Here is a 21507-nt window from a genome sequence, read left to right on the forward strand (position 1 = left end):
CTTGCTATCCGAAAATGGTCAATGCGCACCGCCCGGCGCAGGCAGAGCCCTACTTAGCGCGAGGGCGAACAGCGGCGGTCGAGCGATAGCCATCGCTCGGTTGATAAGCGGCGACCTTGCGATCAACGTGCTGAGACGGGCTGATCGTGGCGCGGCGGTCGGCGACGAGCTCTTCACCTGAAATAAAGGCTGGTCGTGGTTTGGCGGATGAACTGCGGTTTTGTAGTTCGATAAGCGTGGGCATATTTGGACTCCTGGTTTTTGCAGGTAGTTTGCAACTTGCATGCCGCGATCTCGTTTGGCCGACCGCTGCCACGTTATTGGCTGCATTTCGCGAGAATCTGATCTGGCGATGCAGCGGCATCACAAGTTCTTCATCAAACAAGTGCGTTGATCGCAATCAAAGTGAACGATCTGCAGTCAACGCGAAGCGACGCACGGCGCGCAAGATGTGTCTGCGTGAGCCGCGAGAGAAGCGGAATGCGGATTGCTTAGGTGTGGTGCGACCCCGCACGCGCCGCTTCTCCCTCCCAGCGCCGTTCGATGCATGCGTCAGTTTGTCAGGCATTAAGCCGTCCTTTGGGAAGCACGCAGTTATGGATGAATCGGGTACCGTCGCTGAGTTGCGACTGATGGCGCGTCGCGCGCGCCAGGTGTTGCCCTTTGTGGCCACCGAAGATCGGATGACGCTAGCCTTTGCCGCTGCCTTGATGGCCGTGGTGAGCGTGGCCAACACGGGCGTCGCTTTACTGCTCGGCCAACTCGTCGATCGCATTCAGTCGGGTGCGCGCGAACAATACAGCCACACACAGATGTACTGGGCCGCCGGTTTGATCCTGTTGAGCCTGGCCGGCATCTATCTGGTGCGCGAAGTGATCAATGTGGTCCGTCGCACGTTCGTCGAGCGGAGCGTGGCACGGCTGAATCGCGACATGCAATTGAAACTCGTCGGTCACGCGCTGCGCGGCGATCTGACGTCGCTCAATGGCGAGAAAGTCGGCGTGCTGCACGGCAAAATCTTTCGCAGCGTCGATGGGCTCATTCGTTTTGTGCGGCTGATGTTTCTCGATTGCTTGCCGGCGTTTCTGACCGGCGCCTTTGCGATCATTGCTGCAGCGTGCAAGCAACCGCTGCTGGGATTGATCATGCTTGGTGTGATTCCGCTGGCTGTGTATCTCACGCTGCGACAACTTAAGTCGCAGAAGGGTGTACGTACGAGCTTGATGCGGGACTGCGAGGAAATCGACGGCGCAGTCGTCGAACAACTTGGCGGCGCGGAGTACATTCGCGTCGCGCACACGTACAACTTCGAAATGTTCCGTCTCACGCAATCGGCCGAGAAACGCCGCAAGAGTGAAGTGAAACATCATTTCGAAATGTCGGTCTACGGCTGTTTGAAGGCCTTGAACGAGGGCTTTTTTCACATCATCGTGCTAGCCATGGCGACGTATCTGGCCATTCACGGCAAGATCAGCTTTGGCGATGTGCTGACATTTTCGGTGCTGTTCCTCAACGTCATGGCGCCGCTGAACGAGGTTCATCGCGTGCTGGATGAAGGTCACGAAGCGAGCCTGCGCGTCGGCGATCTATTGCAGATGCTCGAGACGCCGCTCGATCGTTCGTTCGCCACGCCCAACCACGATCTGTCGGTGAAGACTGGTCAACCGTTAATCGAAATCGACGATTTGCTCGTGCAATATCAGACGCCGGATGGCAAAACGCGGCTCGCGCTCGATCACCTGACGCTCTCGATTCATCACGGCGAAACGATCGGCGTGGCCGGCCGGTCGGGATCCGGCAAATCGACCTGGATCAAAGTGCTGCTGCGACTCGTCCATCCACAAGGAGGTCAGCTGAAACTGGGCGGCAGGCCGCTCGAAGAAGTCAGCCGCGAGGAACTCGCCGGCCTGGTGAGCTATGTCGGTCAGAATCCGTTCGTCTTTTCCGGCACGATTCGCGACAACATCACCTACGGCAACGGCGATGTGAACCAGGCCGATGTCGAACATGCGGCCCAGCAAGCCAACTTGCACGACGAGATTCTGCAAATGCCGCTCGGCTATCAGGCCCAAGTGACGGAGCGCGGCCAGAATCTTTCCGGCGGTCAGCGACAGCGGCTAGCCATTGCTCGGTTGCTGTTGAAGAACGCGCCGATCTTGATTCTCGACGAAGCGACCAGCGCTCTCGACAACATCAGCGAACGGCACGTGCAGTCGGCCCTCGGCATTCGCAATCCCGATCGAACTACGATTCTGATCGCTCATCGCTTGTCGACGCTGAAGAACTGCGACCGCATTCTGGTCTTCGAAGATGGACGCGTCACGGCCATCGGTTCGTACGACGAACTGATGGAGCAGGACGGGCTATTTTCGGATCTCGTCCACTGTGCCGAAGCCGAGCCCGACGTGGCGCACAAGCTCACGCCGGCAGTCAGCCATTGATTATTCTCGTGCTCATTCCACGCCGGAAAAACCGCTGCTGAAAACGAAGTACGCAGCCCCCGCCATGCAAACGGCGGCAGCGAGATAATTCCACTTCAGCGGTTCGCCCAGCATCCACAGCGAGAACGGCACGAACACCGCGAGCGTGATGATCTCCTGCAGAATCTTTAGCTGACCGAAGTTCAGGCCCGCATCGTGGCCGAGGCGGTTACCGGGGACTTGCAGCATGTACTCGAAGAACGCGATGCCCCAGCTGATGACAATTACCAGAATCAGTGACAGCTTCTTCAGAACCGGCAACTGCATGTGCAGGTACCAGGCACAGAGCATGAAGAAGTTAGAAGCAACGAGCAGGCCGATGGAATAAACCAGCAGGAGTGTTTTGGGATTCATGTGCGAGCTTGCAGAGGTCTGGAGGATGGAACGGTGGCCGTGAGAAATAACACGGCGCGAAGTGCCCGCGCTGGCTGCGAACCATGTGCCAATTTGGCCGGTGCAGCCCGAAGCATGCTCGTTCCCACGTCAGCCGCTCATCTTACAAACAAAAACTGCTTGCTGTTCATCAACGCCCACAACAGATCCTGATACACCTCTTCGGCGTTCTCATTCTCGCTCAAGAACTGCTGGGCCTGCGTTCGTTCCGCAGCCGTTGGTAGGCGTGAGAGGGCGGCCAGGTAGATCTCTTCGACGATCTCCTCGGCTGGTTTCTTCGCCGCAAGAAGCGTCGCAATGCGCCCCTTCTTATCGGCGATCTTGCTGGCCAGCGTATCGCCGTTGAGTGTGTGCAGGGCTTGAGCGAGGCTTGGATCGAGAGGCCGTTCGCATTCGCAAATGCTCACCCGCTTCGGCTTGCCGAAGGTGGCGAGAAAATAATCGCCATATTCTGCATCGGGCAGTTCGATCGCTCGCGTGCCGAGCGGCAGATTCTTGTACTTTGTCTGCACGCCGGTCACGCGATCGAGGGCATCGACCAGCGGCTCGGCAGTGAGACGCTTCACGGTGAAATGGCTGTAGAACACCGTGTCGGCCACATTGCTCGTCGTTGGTTGCGAATCGAGTTGATACAGGCGGCTGGTCATGATTTCGCGCATTAGTTGCTTCAAGCTGAAGTTGTTGTCGACGAACTTTTTCGAGAGAGCGTCCATGAGCGCGGGATTGCTCGGCGGGTTCGTCGAGCGGAGATCATCGACCGGTTCGACCAGGCCGCGGCCTAGCAAGTAGGCAACGTAACGATTCACTACATTGCGGGCAAAGTAACTGTTTTCTTTAGCCGTCAGCCAATCGGCCAGCGGCATGCGGCGGTCGAGCGGATGCTCCATTTCGGCGGCTTCGAGGGCCTTGGGTTTCATTAACTGATTGGTGCGCGGATGGCGAACGTCGCCAGCATCGCGAACGACGACGACTTGCTCACCGCCGAAGAGACCGAACTCCTCGCTGTTCTTTGTGCCGACGCGTGAGAAGAACGCGGCCAAGCCGTAGTAATCCTCCTGGCTGTATTTTTCGAACGGATGATGATGGCACTTCGCACATTCCATCCGCACGCCGAGGAACAGCTGAGCCGTTGCTTCGGCAAGTGTTGACGAGTCCTTGTTGATCCGGAAAAAATTCGCCGGGCCGACGCTGTAGAGCGAGCCGCGGGCGGTGATCAACTCGCGGACGAACTGGTCGAAGGGCTTGTTCGTGCGAAACGATTCCTTGATCCAGTTGTGCATCGACCACATTCCCTGCTCGCCGAGATCGGCACTCGTGTTACGGAGAAGGTCGGACCATTTCAGCGACCAGTAGGCCGCGTAGGCATCGTTGTAAATGTCTTGCGCCGGATCGCCGGTGAGACCGAGCAAACGATCGATCAGCTTTTTTCGCTTGTCGGGATCGGTTGATTCGAGAAAGGCCTTCGTTTCTACCGAAGTCGGAATCGTGCCGATCGCATCAATGAAAGCCCGCCGCAAGAACGTGGCATCGTCGCACAATGGCGACGGTTCGATGCCCAGCTCGCGGAACTTTGCGACCGCGAGTTCATCGACCTGGTTGTTTTTCGTCCAGCCGGCGAGCTCAATCTTGTCGGCGTAAGGAACGACAAACAGCGTCGTATCGGCTTGCCCTTCGAAGCGAACCATCACGCCCCCCTGGCCCTTGCCGATGGTGTTGCACAATCCTTCGCGAGTGACATTCACAATGCCATCGTCGAGCGAATCGAAGCGGGCCCAGTGCGTCACATCTTGCCGCTGCCCATCGGCATACTCGGCTTCCACACGCAGTTGCTGACTCATACCGACCGTGCCTAGCCGTTCCTTGGGGAAGACATGGAGCTGCGTCACGGCGTTTTCAGTCTTCGTGGGCGCCGGTGCGCCGCCGCGAATCCAGGCGACGAGCATTTGGTAATCGACCGAGCCCTTCTCCAGCCGTCGACCACCGCCATGCGGCGTTTGCATCGTTGGCTTGAGCAACAGCAGACTATTTTCTGGATCAACCAGACTCACTCGCCGGCCGATCGAATCGCGAGCCATCGCCGCGCGATCTTTGTCGGGCTCAAAACCAAACACCGAAAGTTTGAAACCACCCTGGCCATGTTGCGCCGCATGACAGGCCGCCATCGCGCAGCCGTTCTTCGCGAGGATCGGCCTGATGTGATCGAGAAATTGAATCGCCGGCCGATCGCTGAAACCACTGACCGTCACCGGCACTTCGAGTTGCTGTGAACCATGCGTCACTTTGATCTTCGCCGCGCCATCTTTCACTGCCAACAACTGACCAGCTGCAGTGACGGTCACGATCGCCGGATCGGTCGATTCATACTTGGCGAGCGCGGTTACGTCGTTGCTGCTGCGCGTAACTTTGGCGGCGTTCTCCGCTTCGACAATCACCAGCTGGGCGCGCGCGAAATTGCCCTGCAGCTTTACTTCAGCGGGCTGAGAAACGAGGCCATTCGCCACTGCAACACGGGCCAACAGCGCGAGCACGACGACGGCAGACAAAACGCGAGGAAGGCTCATGAAATCGCCCTCGTTCGAGAGGTGAGGCAATCTGGGCGGGAGCGCCGCGCTGTCGCGACGCCGATGGCTCGATTATGGGCGATTCGGCGGCAGCGTGCCAGAGAAATCGCCCGGCGGGGCGAAGTCGATTTTCGACGGCACCTGCCAAGTCCTTTCCAGCGCCGCATGCCTGGCCGCACCGACCGCCGGCAGTAAGAGCGCGAAAAACACCCCAACAATGGCAAACGCAACGAGGAGCTCCACCAACAGGCCCGGAATGAAAGATCCAGGCGGTGGGGCATCGGTATCTGTCGGCGATTCGTACGGATTCAAATCCATGTCGTCAGTTTAGGCCGACGAAGCTTTGCGTCGCTACTTATTTTCTGACTTGGCGGACGGCATCGACTTTGGCCACAGCTTGCAAGAGATCCTGCTTTATCTCCGTGCTTTGCTCGCATTCACGCCGGAAATCCGTGAGCAAGCGGACGACTTCGTGTCCGGACTCAACTTTTAATTGAGCGCTTGAGAGATGGTCAAGCGCGGTGTCATCCAAGTCGTAGTCACACTTATTGCGGCTGTAGTGCAAATGAGACAGCAGAATCGCCGCTTCCTTTGCAGCGGTGTTGTTCGTGGTTTGCAAATACTGAGGCAGCACTGCGTGCGTAGTGCCGTTACGTGGAATTGTTACGCCTAACTCGCTAAGCGTCTCGCGGGCGAAATGAAAGGCACCGTAATAAGCACGACTAACCGCGCTGCGGGCACCAGCCGCGCCGAGCGTCGCGACGCGGCCGGCAAATGAAAGAAATTCAAGCGAGTTCATTCAGCGGCCACGACGCAGAGTCGGGGTTGTTGAAAGGGACCGAACAAATGCTGAACGCGCCGAGCCCAAGCAATTTCCTGAGCGATCATGCCCCGCGCATCGCCAGACCACTTCACGTTGATACCGAAGAATGGATACTCCTGCGTTTCCGCATCGCAGACCACTTCAATGGTTGGCGGCGCGGCAGGAAAAAGTTCACCAGCCGCGAGTAAGGCTTGATGCAAGGCTTCATCGCTCACCGTTTCCAGCCGTGAAACTGTCGGAGTTGGCAGTGCCAGGACTGCGGCATGCACCTGAGTGAGATCGAAGGGCGCGAAGCACTGTTCGCTTGCCGCAACCTGCGCATTGCCGACGGCTATCTTCGGCCAAGGCGTAGAATTTTGCGAGGATGCAGTACTCATTCGACGATCCTTGACAATCAATCAGAACAGCACTCCATTTTAAGTCGAATTTCGTTCTGATTCAATTTTTCAATCTACTTCTTCCGCGAAACCCGCTTCCCCAACGCCGCAGCAGCTGCTTGAAATTCCTTGCGCAGTTTGTCGTATTCGGTGATCGACTTCGCGCCGGGGGCCTTCACGTATTTCATGACAATGTCTTCTGCCGCGATGAATTCTTCGGCGACATCGGCCACTTCGGCGGCGATGTCAGGCGGGATGGCGGCTACACCGTTGGCGTCGCCGTGCAGCAGGTCGCCTTGGTTCACCATCAGACCGCCCACGCGCACCGGCAAGCCGAGGTGCAGCATGTGGCAGTAGCCGTGCGAGCAGATCGTGGAGCCGGTGAAGACAGAGAATTTCAGAGCACGAACTTGTTCGAGGTCGCGACCACCACCGTTGGTGACGAGGCCCGCAGCGCCGAAGGCCTGGTAGGTGCTGCACATCACTTCGCCGAAGACGGCAGCGGCCGGTGGATCGTCGAGATCTTGAAACACGACCATTGCCGGTCCCGGCAGCGCGGCGAACTGCTCCAGCTGCTTTTGAATGCTGCCGTAGGCGTCGCCACCTTTCGGCGGCGCGTCGCTGCGAAACGACGCCGTGCAGGCGTAACCGATCACCGGCGGAAACTCAGGAAAGTTGCACTTCACCCGGCCATCCATGTAACCACGATTGCGCGGGATGACATCGAACAGCTCGATGACGTTGCAGATGGTCGGGGTGTCGAACTTGGTCAGCTTCTTCAGGATTTCAGGGCTTAGCATGGGAGAAAGTTCTGAGTTCTAAGTTCTGAGTTTCGAGACAGGAATTCAATCTGCAATCTAAAATCTGCGATCTGCAATCCCTTACTCTGGGTACAGCTGCGTCGACAAATATCGTTCACCCAGATCTGGCAGGATCACGACAATCAGTTTGCCGGCGTTTTCTGGACGCTTGGCGACTTGAACTGCCGCCCAGGCTGCGGCGCCGCAGCTAATGCCGCAGAAGATTCCTTCCTGCGTCGACATCTTTCGCGCGGTGTCTGCTGCGTCTTCATCACGCACCAGCACCACTTCGTCGATGACGTCGACATTGAGCACATCGGGAATGAAACCAGCGCCGATGCCTTGAATGGTGTGGCGGCCAGGTTGCAGTGGTTTGCCTTCGCGCTTCTGCGTGATCACCGGGCTGTTGGCTGGTTCGACGGCGATGGCTTTGAAGTCCGGCTTGCGACTCTTGATCACTTCCGACACGCCCGTGATCGTGCCGCCCGTGCCGACGCCCGAAATCAGGAAGTCGATCTTCCCTTCGGTATCGCGCCAGATCTCTTCTGCCGTCGTCTTGCGATGGATTTCGGGATTGGCTGGATTCTTGAATTGCTGCGGCACGAAGAACTTGTCCGGCTCGCTCTTGGCGATCTCTTCGGCGCGCCGCACCGCGCCGGGCATCCCTTCAGCCGCGGGGGTGAGAATGATTTCGGCGCCCAGGGCCTTCAGCAGGCGGCGGCGTTCGACGGTCATGCTTTCGGGCATCGTCACGGCCAACTTGTAACCGCGCGAAGCACACACATAAGCGAGACCGATGCCGGTGTTGCCGCTGGTCGGCTCGATGATGACGGTATTCGGCTTGATCTTGCCGTCGCGTTCGGCGGCGTCGATCATCGCGCGGGCGATGCGGTCCTTGACGCTCCACAGCGGGTTCATGTTTTCGATCTTCCCCACGACCGTTCCGACGCAACCCTGCGTGATCCGCCGCAACTGCACGAGCGGCGTGTTGCCGATGCACTGAGTAATGTCTGTCTTGATGCCGGCGGGAAGAGTCATGAGCGCCTCCGTGGGTGCAAAGTTGAAAGTTTGAGTTCGTCGTCGAGAAAGCGGGGCAAGGAACCGAAGTATAGCAAAATGAAGTAAAGTAAGGAGTTGCCGGCCTCTTTCCTCACTCGCACGCTGAATCGCACTGTGCCGCAACCACTCGTTCTCATCCTCGCCGTTGGACTCACCAAAAAACTCCTGCCCCTCGCGCCACGGTTGAACAGTCTGGCCGCGAACGGCTGGACGCGCGAGTTGCGTGAGATCGTCCCCGCCGTGACGTGCTCTGCGCAGGCGACCATCCTCACGGGTCAGCAGCCGGAAAAGCACGGCGTCGTAGGCAATGGCTGGCTGTATCGCGACACGCGCGAAGTCCGCTTCTGGCAGCAATCAAACAGTCTGATCGGCGCCGAGCCCCTCTATCAAACCGCGCGTTTGGCAGCCGAACGAAACGGCCAAAAATTCAAAGCCGCCAAACTCTTCTGGCAGTTCAACCAAGGTTCGGATTGCGAAATCAGTGTCACGCCCAAGCCGTATTACGGCGCCGATGGTAGCAAAGCCTTCGGCATCACCGGCACGCCGGTTGGTTTATCCGATCGCTTGGAAAAACAGCTCGGGCCGTTTCCTTTTTCGGCGTTTTGGGGGCCGATGGCGGGACTGCCGAGCAGCAACTGGATTGCCCGCTGTGCTGCCGAAGTTCTCACCAGCGAACGGCCCGATCTGTCGCTCGTTTATTTGCCGCATCTCGATTACGATCCGCAGCGCTTCGGCCCGAGTGGCTCGGACATGCCGCGCCTCGTCCGCGAGCTCGACGATGCCTGCGAACCGCTGCTCGACTCCGCGAAGAAAACCGGCGCTCGCGTCTGGATCGTCAGCGAGTACGGCCTGGTCGATGTCAATCAACCCATCCTCATCAACCGCGCGCTGCGAACGGCCGGCTTTCTGCAAGTTCGTCCCGGACCCTTCGGCGACATTCTCGATACCTTCGGCAGCCGAGCTTTCGCCGTTGTCGATCATCAAGTGGCTCACATCTATGTAAAGAACCCTGCCGATGTTCCCGCAGTGCGCGAGCTCGTCGCCTCGCAGCCGGGCGTCGGCCGCGTCTATGCCAGCGAAGAGCGCGCCGACATCGGCTTGAATCATCCACGCGCCGGCGAACTCGTCGCCCTCGCGCAGCCGAAGGCCTGGTTTGCCTATCCTTTTTGGCTCGACGATCGACACCAGCCCGACTTCGCTCGCACGATCGACATCCATCGCAAGCCCGGCTACGACCCCTGCGAAATGCTCTTCGACCCGAAGCTCCTCTGGCCCAAGGGCCGGGCGGCCTGGCGACTGTTGCAAAAAAAACTCGGCTTCCGCTCGCTCTTCGATATTGTCCCCACCGACCCCACGCTCATCCGCGGCAGCCACGGCTTGCCGACGACCGACGACCGACCGCTTCTCATCGGCGATGGCGCTGCACCGGGAGAGAACCTCGCGCTCACCGATGTGCGTGACCTCATACTCGGCCAACTCCTCTCGTAGGCGAGTCACTCCGTGACTCGCAACAGTTGTTTGGCGCGGTTCGTAAGGAGTCTTGCGATGCGTTTTCCAGCACTCGCCTACACATTCGCTCTTTGCCGCCGAAACGCCCTCTGCTATACGTCCCGGTGCGAAAATCTCGCTCCGTATTTGCAAGGGTGGATCGATGTCGATGGTTGCTCGGCGTGGCTTGGCATTTCTCAGCTGTCTGTTGCTGGCATCGCTGGCAAACGCACAGACAACAGCGAAGATCAGCGCGCCCGATGCTGATTTGCCCCCGCCACCGCCGGCCGAAACGCTCAATCCCGCTCAGCCACAGATTTTGACCGAGGCCGAGCAAATCACGCGGTTGCAACGAACGATTGCTAGCGATGCCAAGCGGGTCGATGAACTGCGCTGCGAAGTCGCCGATCCCAGCAGCGATTATCACCAGGCCGAAGCCGAGTTTCGCACGCTCGACGATCGCGCCGCGCAAGAAAAAACCGAACTGACCAAATTGATCGAAGCCGGCGAAGAAACGGCTGCGACCGCGCTCAAGACCACGCTCGCCGAAACGGAGATGAAGCGGCAACTCGCGCGTGCCCGCTTCGACCTTGCGATCAAAACTCGCAAAACGCTGCAAGAACAAATTGCCGTTCTCGAAAGCAAGCTCCAGCAAGATCAGTTGGCTCTCGATAAGCTCACCGGCGTCGAACCGAAAACGCCGCCGGCGAAACCAGTCGAAACGCCTCTGCCGCCGATGGCGACGGTTGAACCGACCACGGTAGCGCAGCCCGCCGCGATTGCACCGCCGACCCTGGCCTCCGCCGATGCTACGGGTTTGTCGTCGCTCGTGAAGCACGATCCACCGGCGCCGCCGAGCCGCGAACTGATCGCGGCCAAGCAGTCGGTGGACGTGAAGAAGCAGGCCGCCGATGCCGCCGAGCAGGAAGTTCGCAGCGTGACCGATCGACTCGCCGCGCTCGAGAAGAGCGTCACGATCGAACAGAAGTTGCTCGCCGCGGCTCGTCAGAAATCCGGTCTCGCGAAACAGACCAAGGTCGCCGCCGAGGTCGAATACAAACGTAAGTCAGCCGAAGGCTTGATGGGAACGCAACTGGCCGAGATCGCCACCCGTCGCGCCGACAGCGAACGCCTGCTGCAAGAAGCCGACGGCGAAGTTCACACCCGGCTCGATCGTTTGCAAGAGTTGCAAACCGAACGAGTCGAGCTGCAGCGCGAGCAACTCGCCGCCTTGCAAGCAGCGAAGCAAAAACAAGATGAAGCCGCTGTCGCCAACGCCCGGCTCGGTCAGCTGAAAAATCCCTTCTCGCTGCAAAACATCTTTCAGTGGTTTCTGACGCACGGCCCGACGCTCGCGATGATCGTCACGATCGGAGCCAGCCTGTACAAGATCATGCAACTCTCCACGCGGCGCGTCGTCGATCTGATGGTGCAGAGCAGTTCGCGCAGCCCACCGGAAGAAAACGAAGCCCGCGTCAACACGCTCGTCGGTGTCTTTCAAAACGCAGCCACCATGACCATCGTCATCGGCGGCGGCATCATGTTTTGCGAAGAAGCCGGCGTGGCGGTGGCACCGTTGATGGGAGGTGCCGCGGTCCTCGGTTTGGCCGTGGCCTTTGGTGCGCAGAATCTGATTCGCGATTACTTCTATGGCTTTGTGATCCTGCTCGAGAACCAATACAAGATCAACGACGTGCTGAAGATCGGTGAAGTGAGCGGCCAGGTCGAGCGCATCACGCTCCGCATGACCGTGCTCCGCGATCTCGAGGGCTGCGTTCACTTCATTCCCAACGGCAAGATCGATTGCGTTACGAACATGACGCACGGCTGGAGCCGCGCGGTGTTCGACATCGGCATCTCGCACAAGGAAGATGCCGACTCAGTGATGAACACGCTGCTGACGATGGCCGCCGATCTGCGTCACGAACCAGCATACTCGCGGCTGATCATCGACGATCCTGAAATGCTCGGCGTCGACAAACTCGACAGCAGCGGCGTGACAATCAAGTTCCTGCTGAAAACCCGGCCGCTCAAGCAATGGGCCGTGAAGCGCGAGTTGCTGCGGCGCATCAAACGCCGCTTCACGGAGCTGGGCATCGAAACCTCGATGCCCACGCAACTGGTCCTCCGCGCCGAAGGGAGCGGTTCGTCGACCGAAACACTGCCCGAAGAGACGATCCAATTGTCTCGCCGAGCCGCGTAGGCCGAACATTAGTTGTCCGCTTTCTTCTTCGCACCCGCCTTTTTCTTGCCGCCAGCACCGCCGCCGGGACCCCATTTGGGAGCGATGTTGTCCTTGTCCCAAGCCGCGTAAGTGGCTTCGAGCTCTTTCAGTTTTTCTGGATGCTTGGCGGCGAGATCGGTTTGTTCGCCGATGTCGTCCTTCAGGTTGAAGAGCTGCGCGCCGCTGCCGATGTCGACCAGTTTCCAATCGCCCGTGCGGACCGCGTGCTGCTGGCCCCACCGCCAGAAGAGTGATTCGTGCGGCGCGCCGGTTTTTTCGCCCGACAGATACGGCAGCAGGTTCACACCTTCGAATTTGTCTTCCGGCTTCGCAGCGATTCCGGCGGCCGCGAGCACCGTCGGTTGCACATCGAGCTGAATGATCGGTTGATCGTAAGTCTTGCCAGCCGGCAGATGCCCCTTCCAGTTCAAAACAAACGGCACGCGAACGCCACCTTCCCACACGGTGGCTTTGAAACCGTGCAGCGGACCATTCGACGAAGTGTTGACCGCCGTCGGTCCGCCGTTGTCGGTGAAGAACACGATGAGCGTGTTTTCTTCTTGCTTCAGTTCGCGCACCTTCGCGAGCACCACCCCGACCGCATCATCGAGCGCGTGCGTCATGGCTGCATACGAGCGGCGCTTCGGATCGGCAATGTCGGCGTACTTCTGCAAGTACTTTTCGGGCGCTTCGAGCGGACCGTGTACCGCGTTGAATGGCAGGTAAACGAACCAGGGCTTCTCATTGTTCTTCTCGATGAACTTGGCGGTTTCGCGGGCAAAGGCTTCGGTCGTATGATCGATTTCAGCCACCGGTTCAGTGCCGCGCAAGACGGCGTTCACCCCCTGGCCGACTGCGAGATAGGTGTGCGCGCCGCCGAGAAAGCCATAGTACTCATCAAAGCCGCGCTTCTGCGGATGATAGGCCGGCCCGTTGCCGAGATGCCATTTGCCGAACATGCCGGTCGCGTAACCGGCGGCCTTCAGGCGATCGGGAAGGGTCTTTTCGTTGAGCGACAAGCCAAGCTCTTGATGTTCGGGCTGCTGCCCTGGGTTGAACTCATGGCCGAAGCGCTGCTGATAACGGCCCGTCAGCAAACCGGCCCGCGTTGGCGAACAAACAGTGCCGCTGACATAACCCGACGTAAACCGCACACCGCCCGCGGCCAAGCCATCGAGGTTCGGCGTGGGAATGGTTTTGTTCCCTTGAAAGCCGAGCTCACCCCAACCGAGATCATCGGCGACGATCACCAAGATGTTCGGCTGCTTCGTTTTTTCTTGCTTCACTTCATCGGCAGCGAACGCCGGCCGACCAACAAATACGACGGTGGCCAGCAGCGCTGCGGCCCAAATCTTCATGCTCATGCACACATTCCTAAACCAAAGAGAGAAATGCCGGCGTCACGATTTGCGAGCAATCGTAAAGCGCTGACCGGCGGGGATCACGTAATAGATGCGCGACTCGCGCACTTCATTGGCTGGATCGGCGACTCCACTCGCCTGATTATCCAGAATCAGCGTCACCGGCACTTCATTTCCCTGCGGAGTGCCGTTGAAATTCCAACGGAGCAGACGTTGCTGAGCGCCGAAGAACGTCGGAAACGAGTCGCGAAAATCAACCGGCGCGAGCAGCGACAAACTCTGTGGATCGGTCGCGCCTTCTTGTACCGCGTTCAAGAACAACAGCAGGCCGCGCTGCTGCGATTGTTGATAGGGCGTGAGGCTCGTATCGACCTGCCCTTGCGCGGGTTCGACGTGCGATTGCGCCGCAGTTTGTCCGCCGCAACCGGCGAGCGTGGTCAGTCCAGCGATCACGATAAATAAAGCGAGGTATGTTCTCATGGCTTTAGTAATCTCCCAACACTTCGCCGCCGTCGCGGCTGCCGAGTGCCCACCAGGTTTCGATCTTGATGCTGCTAGTGACAAACCGCACACTGCCGTCGACTAGCGCGAGGTTCACGCCGTTCGGATGGCGGCTCGAAGCCGTCGTGGCGGTTCCCTTGTAGTTCATCCGCACATTGAGCGCACCAGCGCCGCTGCACGCGCAGCTCTTGCCGTTCGGCGGCATGATGTGGTTGTAGCGCGAGACCGCGTAGTTCCCCACGTACCAGTAGCGGCCCGAGTAAGACCACTGCGGCGTCGATGCGGTCGGAACCAGCGCCACGCACGCGTTGTAAACTTCGAGCCGATCGGCAGGAGTGGGATCGGCGGGGCCGTAGCCGATTTCGAAATAATCGCCGAGCGGCGAGATCTTGTTTTGATCGCCATCGCCGAGCACTGCTTCAGAAAGGAGCGCAGTATTCGAAGTGCCGTCGGTCACGTCGCTCATCTTTATCACGCGGTTGGTGACGAACAGACCGTTGTTGTATTCGGGACTAGCCGCGATGTTGATCGCCGAGCCAGAGAGAATCCAGCCGGTGTCGCTGCCGCCGCTCGAGCGATAGCTCGTTCGCCCTTGACCCACGGCATTGCCTGAGTCGGCGGTGTTCGTCATGCGGTCCATGTCCGAAGGGCAGTAGCAGATCTTGATCTTGGCGTTGGTGATTTGCGGATCACTCATGCTCGCCGGCGCCGAGTAGTCGATCTTTTGAAACAGATTCCCCTGCTCGATGTAGGGGAGCACCGAAGCCTGCATGCTCCAGCGATAGCCGCCGACCGCAGGATCGAGCCGACCCTGTGGAAAGGCGAGGAACGTATCGTGATAGTTGTGGCAACCAAGGGACCACTGCCGCATGTGGTTGTTGCATTGCATGCGACGAGCTGCTTCGCGGGCCGCTTGCACGGCAGGGAGCAACAGCGCCACGAGCACGCCGATGATCGCGATGACGACCAGCAGTTCGACGAGTGTGAAGGCTGAGCGGGAAAAAGTGGTGCGCGAAATCCTTCGCGCGAGGAGATTAGTCACGGCTGGACTCCTTGAAGGGCTGTTACTGCGGGGAGCAGTTTGCGAGCTAGCCTCTGGGTTTCCAGTGAGCACAGCACAAGCGAAAGAATTTGTCCGGGGTTCGGATCTGGGGTGATGGATTCCGGCGGGAGAGTCATCCGGCGGGGCCATGCTAAAGCGAGTCGCATGCCAATTGCGCGAGTCGGGCCGAAAACAGCTTTAGCCGTGAGGAGTGCCGGAAAAGTGCCGGTAGCAAGTCAATTTGGACAAACTGCACGGGCGGCTGAGCCGTGATAGTGAGCGTGCCCATGATGGGGCCCAGCGGATTTGCGTCCTGGCGATGAAACTTCCTGGGTGCGCAGTGAGGAAGGTGCGCGCAATTGCGCGTCACCGATTTGGTGCTGTCGCACGTTGCCGAGGGATTGCTGAACTCGCGGTGGCCCTTCCGCTTACGCGTTGGGCTACCTGGTTGGCGAGCGTGACGCGATTTACTTCTTCAAGAAGCTGAAGGGATCATCCGGTTCGGCTTCCGGTGGATCGTCGGTGGCTGGCGGAGTGAGGTCGCTCGGGTTTTCCGGCTCGAGGTCGAGGGCTTCCAGCATGTCGTCGAAGTCCTCGTCGGCGACGGCGATAGGCTCTACCGGGGCTGCCTCTTCGTCCGGAATGATTTCAGCCGATTCGATGATCTCTTCTTCGGCTTCGGGAGCTGCTTCTGCCGGCTCGGCATCGGCCCAGGCAGTTGGGTCGAACGGCACGGTGGCGTTGGTAGCGAACTCGCTGGGTTGTGTCGGCTGTGGTTCGTCGAGCGCGAGTTCGAATTCGCTTTCAGCCGGCGCTTCTTCGACGGTTTCGAGTTCAACAGTTTCGAGCACGATCTCGCCGTCGTCGACGATTTCATCTTCGACAATCTCAGCGGCCGGGAGTTCCTCTTCGTCAGCAATGATTTCAGCGGCTGGAAGTTCTTCACCGTCGGCAATGATTTCGCCGGCGGGGAGCGACTCGTCTTCGAAGCTATCGAGCAGCGGCTCGGTGTGCATGCCGATCATCGAGCCCGATGGTTCCATCGGCACGCTGTCGTGTTTCCATTCCGGATCGAGCGACAGTTCGCCGTCGAGGTCGAGATGATCGTCGCTCGCTGCCACATGTTCGTAACGCTGTGTTTCAAATGGCTGCGTTTCAAACGGTTGAGCTTCGAGAGACTCCTCTTCCATCGGCTGCGCTTCGAACGACTCTTCTTCGAACGACGGCGTTTCGAACGACGGCGTTTCGAACGTGGAGAGCGGCGACTCTGCCGACAGGGGTTCGGCGTCGAGCGCAGGTGTTTCGAGCTCCACTGCATCCAGGTCCGAGTCAGCGGCTGGTTCGTAGCGATGTTCGAAGCTGCCCTGCGAGAGGTGCGAGGCGGCAGCGCCGAGCGCGCCGGCTGCGAGAGCTCCGCCGATGGGCAAACCAATGCCGCCAGCGGACGGCAGTTCGCCTAGCTTCGGCCCAGCGACCGAATCGAACGTGTCGTGCTCTTCGGGGAAACCGCCAGCCACGGCTGCGTATGATTCTTGAGCCTGTTCGCGGCGCATCATCACCTTATCGATCGGGACTTCGGGGAAGATCGCTTCGGTATTGCCTTGCAGCACTTGGGTGCCGAGGGCGACGGCCTGTTCTTCGCTCCAGCCGCGGTCTTGCACGAATTTTTCGGCGAGAACCTTGGCCAAGCAGCGCTTGTACATGGCGAACTTCGGCTGCGCGAACTCCAGCTTGTAGGCGTCGCTGTAGTAGCCGATCTGCTTTGTCCGCGGCACGGCTTCGAGGCGAGCGCTCAGGTCGTGCTCGATGAACGTCGGTGTGTTTGAGTACCACCAGTGACCGCTGGTGATGACGTTCGGGAAGATCCAGGCGTAGCTCGTCAGCTCTTGATTGGTGACGCTGGCGAGCACTGAGAGTGGGAACTTGACCGTAGGGAAGGCATTGAACGCTTCCTTGTATTGATGCAGCGACACGCGGCTGTCGTACAGGTCGCGACCTTGATGCACACCGGCGGGATAGACGCTGCGATTGACGCCGATCATCAGATCGAACGGCAAGCCGAACTCCTGGCAGTATTCGCAGAGCGTCCAGAAGACGAAATTGCTGATGGCCTTCTTGTGCGTGTCGTGGCATTCGGCGCCCGATTGCTCGATGGCTTCGAGAGCGGAGAGGGCGCGATTGGCCGAGATCTTTTGCGGCGCGAAATCCGGCGGCAGCGAAATCGCACAAGCGCGAGCACCCTTGCTGACGAAGTGATCGAACAGCGTGCCGATGGCTTGGCGAAGCGCTTCGGGCGTGGTGGCGCGAATGCCCGACATCCGCTCGAGTCGCTCGCGAACGTTGTACTGCGAGAGCTTGAAGACGAGGTCGTCGGTGCGGAGGCAGGGGATGTACTTCTTGGTGTCGAAGTCTTCGAGCGGATCGTCGAACTCGTTCGTCAGGAAGACAGCCGAGAGCTTGCTGGTTTCGAGCACTTTGTCGGCCCAACCGGAGTAGCTCATCTGGGCTTCGGCGTCATCGTAGAGCTGTTCCCAGTTGCTGCTGTCGATCGAATCGCCTTGAAAGCCGAAGAGCTTTTGGGCCATCTCGACGAACCAGCTCCACTGAATGGTGTTGCTGATCGCGCCCAGGTTGTCGATCAGCAAGCCCACCTTTTCCTTGGGCGAGAGGGTGGCGTCTTCGATGGTTTCTTGCGGCAGGCCAGCCGAGTGAGCGAGCTCGGTGTAATAGTGGTAGCCAAGAATATCGGCGAGCGTGTGCGAAGCCGGGTCGAGCGGATTGATGTGCGTGTGCGGGTCGATGATGACCAGCGAATCGAGTTGGTCGAAAATCCGGCGGCGTAATTCCAGCGACATGCGTAGACTCGGCGGCAGCTCAAGGAGAATAGGTAGAATAGGGATTGTTCTACCTATACCACACGGCCCGGGCGATTGTTAGTCTTTGCGGGCGGATGACGAAAAAGTCGCAGGAAATGGGATGATTATGGGGCTCTGCGGCCGTACAATCGCTCGGGCCTTTCGACCTCCTAACGGGTAGAAATCAAATGATCACGGCGGCTGAACTTGCTGGATTTATCGCGGCTCATGCCATCTGGTGCGTGTCGGATTCGGATGGTCTCACCCCGATGCTGGGGTTCGCCGCAGTCGATGGTTCACGGAGCCTGGAACGGCTGGCTATGGATGACCTTGCTGCCGCCGTGGAGCATGGCAAGCAACGGCTCGAGGAAGATCCTCACGGCAGTGCAGATGGAGTGCTCGCCTACGACGGCCGCATCACCGTCGGCGATGAAAAGCTGGATGCGATTCTTCTGGAGATGCGGTCGTATGCTTTTCCCGGGGCTCAGGCGGTGATCGCCGTGCCCTACACTCCGGCCAGTTCCGGGCGATTTCGCGTTCACAAGCCCAAACTGCTGCAGTGGGCAGAGTGCGATGACTTCGACATGGACGCAGCTTTCGACGCCTTCTTCAACGGCGTTGAGTCGCACGAAAAGGGATTTCCCCTCTGGCAGGAAGCCAGTGATCCAAGCAGCTAATCGGCTGGCCGATTTGTGCCTTGTTGATCGAGATTCAATCGCGCTCGCCGAAGGTCGAGCTTTGATAGCGACGTATTATCCATCGCGAATCAGCGAGAAACGTCGGTTGACTACTGCTTGGATTACGAATTGGCGTTCGCGGCGAACGTGGAACACCGATTGCTAATGGTCGGCGAACTTCGCTTTCCACGCAGTCAGGATGTTGGCCCATGTCGCTCGCGACGCTTGAACCTACCCCCGCCCTGGCGGCCACCGTTACCGATGCTCCGCGCGCGAAGACGCAGAGCGAACGGGCTCTCGATGCCCTGACGTTTTTCCTGGCCGATGTCGCCGATGGGCTGGGGCCGTTTTTGGCTATTTATGTGACGTCGACGCGCGGCTGGACGTCGGGCGAAGCGGGCATGGCGATGGCAGCGATGCTGCTCGGCACGATTTTGAGTCAGACGTTTGTCGGCGCGTGGATCGATCGACTCCGCGCGAAACGGATGGCCATCGTCGGTGCTGCCGTACTGGTCGCGACGTGCTGCGTTGTCATGTACTACTTGCCGCTCCGGAGCGTCATTTTTGGTTCGCAGTTTTTGGCGGGAGTCGCAGTGACGGTTTTTCCACCGGCGATCGCGGCCATCAGCCTCGGACTGGTCGGACGGAGACGGCTGGCGACGCGCGTCGGTCGCAACGAAGGCTTCAATCACGGCGGCAATGTGTGCGCTGCGGCACTCGCGGCGGGACTGAGTTATGCGTTCGGCAGCGGCGGTGTTTTTTATGGTGTTGCCGCGATGGCGCTGGCCAGCGCAATTGCGACGACGTTCATTCGCGAGGAAGACATCGATCACAACCTGGCCCGTGGCGCCGATGCGGAAGATGGCGAAACGGAAGTGGTCTCGCTGAGTCAATTATTTAGCGACAGCAGAATCTGGTGGTTCACCACGGCCGTCGTGCTGTTTCACTTTGCGAATGCAGCCATGTTGCCGCTCGTCGGGCAAAAGGTCTCGGTGAATTACAAAGAGACGGCGGCGATCTGGATGGCGGCCTGCATCATCGTCGCACAGTTTGTGATGGTGCCGGTGGCGATCTTTGCTGGCAACCACATCGATACTTGGGGCCGGCGAGCGATTTTTTTGATCGGGTTTTCGGTGCTGCCGATTCGCGGCTTGCTGTACACGTTGACCGATAATCCGGCGCTGCTGATTGCGAATCAAATTCTCGATGGCATTGGTGCGGGCATCTTCGGCGTAGCCGCGGTGGTGATGGTGGCTGATCTCACACGCGGCACGGGTCGATTCAATTTCCTGCAGGGGCTGATCGCGACTGCCGTGGGACTGGGGGCCGCGGCGAGTAACTTGCTGACGGGATTTCTCGTTGATGCGTTTGGGTTCAACGCGGGTTTTATTTTCCTCTCGGCAATCGCCCTCGTTTCACTCGCAGTGTTCTTTCTGCGAGTGATGGACACACGCGAGAGCGGCTTGCTTAACGCTGATCGGCCTGCGTGAGTTTGTCGGTCGTCACGGTGTGACCGTTCGCGAGGTCATCGGTCGGATTCACCACCAGGCGTTCGCCGCCATGAATGCCGGAGTTGACTTGCACGCGGTCGCCTAAGTCGCGGCCGAGAGTGACCGTGCGAATCTCGACGCGGTTTTGTTCGTCGATCACCGCCACCCGCGGCCCTTCGACTCGCATCTGCAGCGTGCTGGCCGGAATCGTCCAGTTGGCGCTGCTGGCGGAAGTAGCGAGCAACACTTGAGCGTAACTCCCCGGCTGCAGACGGGTCGCGGCGTTGTCGAGCTCAACTTCGGCGAGCATCGAACGATTGGCGACTTCGATCGCGCCAGAAATGCGAGTGATCTGCGCGGAAATCGCTGGCTGTCGCGATTCGGGAACGGTGATCGTTGCCGTTGCGCCCACATCGAGCTGGGCCGCATGCGATTGCGGCACGCTGATCTGCACGCGAACACGGCTCACATCTTCGATGGTGAAGAGGGGCTTGCTGCTGCTGGAGACGAGCATGCCGACCTCGGCATCGCGGCGAGTGACTCGACCGGCGAAGGGCGCGGTGATCTTTTGAAAGCCTTGGAGCTCTTTCAGACGCTCGACATTGGCCTGGCGACTGTTGGCCGTGGCTTCGCGAGCGGTGATGATCGCAGCCTTGGTTTCGAGGCTCGTCCGTCGCCGCGCGACATCGGCTTGGGCAGCTTTCACATCAGCGATGCGAGCTTCGTACTGTTTTTGGAAGGAATCGAATTCTTCTTGCGATACTGCATGCTTGGCGAGCAAGCTCTCGCGGCGAACATATTGCGTTCGCACTAGTTCTGTTTCGGCATCGACACGAGCGAGTTGGGCGATGGCAACATTCAGCTCCGCTTGCGCTTCGGCCCGTTCGGCGCGAGCTTGCACGGCGGCGGCGAGTGCTTCGGCTGCTTGAGCTTCCCCTTCGGCGACTTCTTGATCGAGTTCCGGCGTTTCGATTTCGGCCAGCAATTGGCCGGCCTTCACGTTGTCGCCCAGATCGGCGTGCCAGGCTTTGAGATAACCGCTGACACGAGCATTCAGATCGGTCGATTGCCAGGGACGAATCGTCGCGGGGAGCACCACACTTCCCGCCGTCATCGCCTGCGGTTGAGCGAGCGTAACGAACCGCGCTAGAGCAAATTCGGTTTGATGCGTGGGAGCTTCGTGCGAGAGGCCTTCCCACGGTTTGAAAGCCGCCAGCGCGGGAACCGCCACGCCGAGCACAACGGCCGGCCAAGCGAAAGACCGCCACGACCAACCGGTTGAGGGTTCATCCGAGATCACCCGAATGACCTGTGAACGGGTCCGCGAGTGTGGGGAAGTAATCGCGGGAGTAATGAGTGTGTCAGGCATGGGACGA

18 protein-coding genes are annotated in these 21507 nt (G+C 59.3%); 5 read left to right on the plus strand and 13 right to left on the minus strand.

The window, feature by feature from the left end; genetic code table 11:
- Positions 1-49: 49 nt before the first annotated feature.
- Positions 50-244 carry a hypothetical protein gene (locus M9Q49_RS29995; RefSeq protein ID WP_254512987.1) on the minus strand — a complete coding sequence of 65 codons (195 nt, stop codon included), beginning with the start codon at positions 242-244 and terminating at the stop codon, positions 50-52.
- Positions 245-596: 352 nt separating this feature from the next.
- On the opposite strand from M9Q49_RS29995, the gene M9Q49_RS30000 reads away from it, so the two are divergent.
- Positions 597-2441, plus strand: coding sequence for an ABC transporter ATP-binding protein (locus M9Q49_RS30000; protein ID WP_254512988.1), 1845 nt, complete (start codon positions 597-599; stop codon positions 2439-2441).
- 12 nt (positions 2442-2453) lie between these two features.
- Here the strand turns inward: M9Q49_RS30000 and M9Q49_RS30005 are convergent, their stop codons facing one another.
- The 7 genes from M9Q49_RS30005 to cysK all read right to left on the minus strand — a co-directional run bounded on the left by M9Q49_RS30005 (position 2454) and on the right by cysK (position 8472).
- Entirely contained in the window at positions 2454-2834 is a 381-nt protein-coding gene (locus tag M9Q49_RS30005) for a DMT family protein (protein ID WP_254512989.1), read from the minus strand.
- 137 nt (positions 2835-2971) lie between these two features.
- Positions 2972-5434 carry a DUF1549 domain-containing protein gene (locus tag M9Q49_RS30010; RefSeq protein WP_254512990.1) on the minus strand — a complete coding sequence of 821 codons (2463 nt, stop codon included), beginning with the start codon at positions 5432-5434 and terminating at the stop codon, positions 2972-2974.
- Between the two features lie 72 nt (positions 5435-5506).
- Positions 5507-5752: a type II secretion system protein gene (locus M9Q49_RS35620; RefSeq protein WP_261365337.1), complete on the minus strand. Its 246-nt coding sequence runs from the start codon at positions 5750-5752 to the stop codon at positions 5507-5509.
- A gap of 37 nt (positions 5753-5789) precedes the next feature.
- Positions 5790-6233, minus strand: coding sequence for a hypothetical protein (locus tag M9Q49_RS30020; RefSeq protein ID WP_254512991.1), 444 nt, complete (start codon positions 6231-6233; stop codon positions 5790-5792).
- On the minus strand, positions 6230-6634 hold the full coding sequence (locus M9Q49_RS30025; RefSeq protein WP_254512992.1) for a hypothetical protein: 405 nt from the start codon (positions 6632-6634) through the stop codon (positions 6230-6232). Before M9Q49_RS30025 ends, M9Q49_RS30020 begins: the two co-directional genes overlap by 4 nt.
- Before the next feature lie 74 nt (positions 6635-6708).
- The gene (locus M9Q49_RS30030) at positions 6709-7434 is read right to left on the minus strand and encodes an RraA family protein (protein WP_254512993.1); all 726 of its coding nucleotides are present in this window, start codon (positions 7432-7434) and stop codon (positions 6709-6711) included.
- Positions 7435-7515: 81 nt separating this feature from the next.
- On the minus strand, positions 7516-8472 hold the full coding sequence (gene cysK / locus M9Q49_RS30035; RefSeq protein WP_254512994.1) for a cysteine synthase A: 957 nt from the start codon (positions 8470-8472) through the stop codon (positions 7516-7518).
- A gap of 135 nt (positions 8473-8607) precedes the next feature.
- On the opposite strand from cysK, the gene M9Q49_RS30040 reads away from it, so the two are divergent.
- Entirely contained in the window at positions 8608-9981 is a 1374-nt protein-coding gene (locus tag M9Q49_RS30040; protein WP_254512995.1) for an alkaline phosphatase family protein, read from the plus strand.
- Positions 9982-10144: 163 nt separating this feature from the next.
- Positions 10145-12184, plus strand: coding sequence for a mechanosensitive ion channel domain-containing protein (locus tag M9Q49_RS30045; protein WP_254512996.1), 2040 nt, complete (start codon positions 10145-10147; stop codon positions 12182-12184).
- 8 nt (positions 12185-12192) lie between these two features.
- On the opposite strand, the gene M9Q49_RS30050 is transcribed toward M9Q49_RS30045, so the two are convergent.
- From M9Q49_RS30050 to M9Q49_RS30065, 4 genes are all read right to left on the minus strand, one after another.
- Positions 12193-13569, minus strand: coding sequence for a sulfatase (locus tag M9Q49_RS30050; RefSeq protein ID WP_254512997.1), 1377 nt, complete (start codon positions 13567-13569; stop codon positions 12193-12195).
- 36 nt (positions 13570-13605) lie between these two features.
- Positions 13606-14046 carry a hypothetical protein gene (locus tag M9Q49_RS30055; protein ID WP_254512998.1) on the minus strand — a complete coding sequence of 147 codons (441 nt, stop codon included), beginning with the start codon at positions 14044-14046 and terminating at the stop codon, positions 13606-13608.
- Between the two features lie 4 nt (positions 14047-14050).
- Entirely contained in the window at positions 14051-15109 is a 1059-nt protein-coding gene (locus M9Q49_RS30060; RefSeq protein WP_254512999.1) for a DUF1559 family PulG-like putative transporter, read from the minus strand.
- Positions 15110-15576: 467 nt separating this feature from the next.
- The gene (locus M9Q49_RS30065) at positions 15577-17964 is read right to left on the minus strand and encodes a glucuronate isomerase (protein WP_254513000.1); all 2388 of its coding nucleotides are present in this window, start codon (positions 17962-17964) and stop codon (positions 15577-15579) included.
- 188 nt (positions 17965-18152) lie between these two features.
- Here M9Q49_RS30065 and M9Q49_RS30070 point away from each other — a divergent pair, with 188 nt between their 5' ends.
- Entirely contained in the window at positions 18153-18641 is a 489-nt protein-coding gene (locus tag M9Q49_RS30070) for a hypothetical protein (protein WP_254513001.1), read from the plus strand.
- 209 nt (positions 18642-18850) lie between these two features.
- The gene (locus M9Q49_RS30075; RefSeq protein ID WP_254513002.1) at positions 18851-20131 is read left to right on the plus strand and encodes an MFS transporter; all 1281 of its coding nucleotides are present in this window, start codon (positions 18851-18853) and stop codon (positions 20129-20131) included.
- Here M9Q49_RS30075 and M9Q49_RS30080 read toward each other — a convergent pair.
- Positions 20109-21500: an efflux RND transporter periplasmic adaptor subunit gene (locus M9Q49_RS30080; protein ID WP_254513003.1), complete on the minus strand. Its 1392-nt coding sequence runs from the start codon at positions 21498-21500 to the stop codon at positions 20109-20111. The genes M9Q49_RS30075 and M9Q49_RS30080 overlap by 23 nt on opposite strands.
- Positions 21501-21507 lie beyond the last annotated feature (7 nt).

This window comes from Anatilimnocola floriformis, from assembly GCF_024256385.1.
In the GTDB taxonomy this organism is placed as follows: domain Bacteria; phylum Planctomycetota; class Planctomycetia; order Pirellulales; family Pirellulaceae; genus Anatilimnocola; species Anatilimnocola floriformis.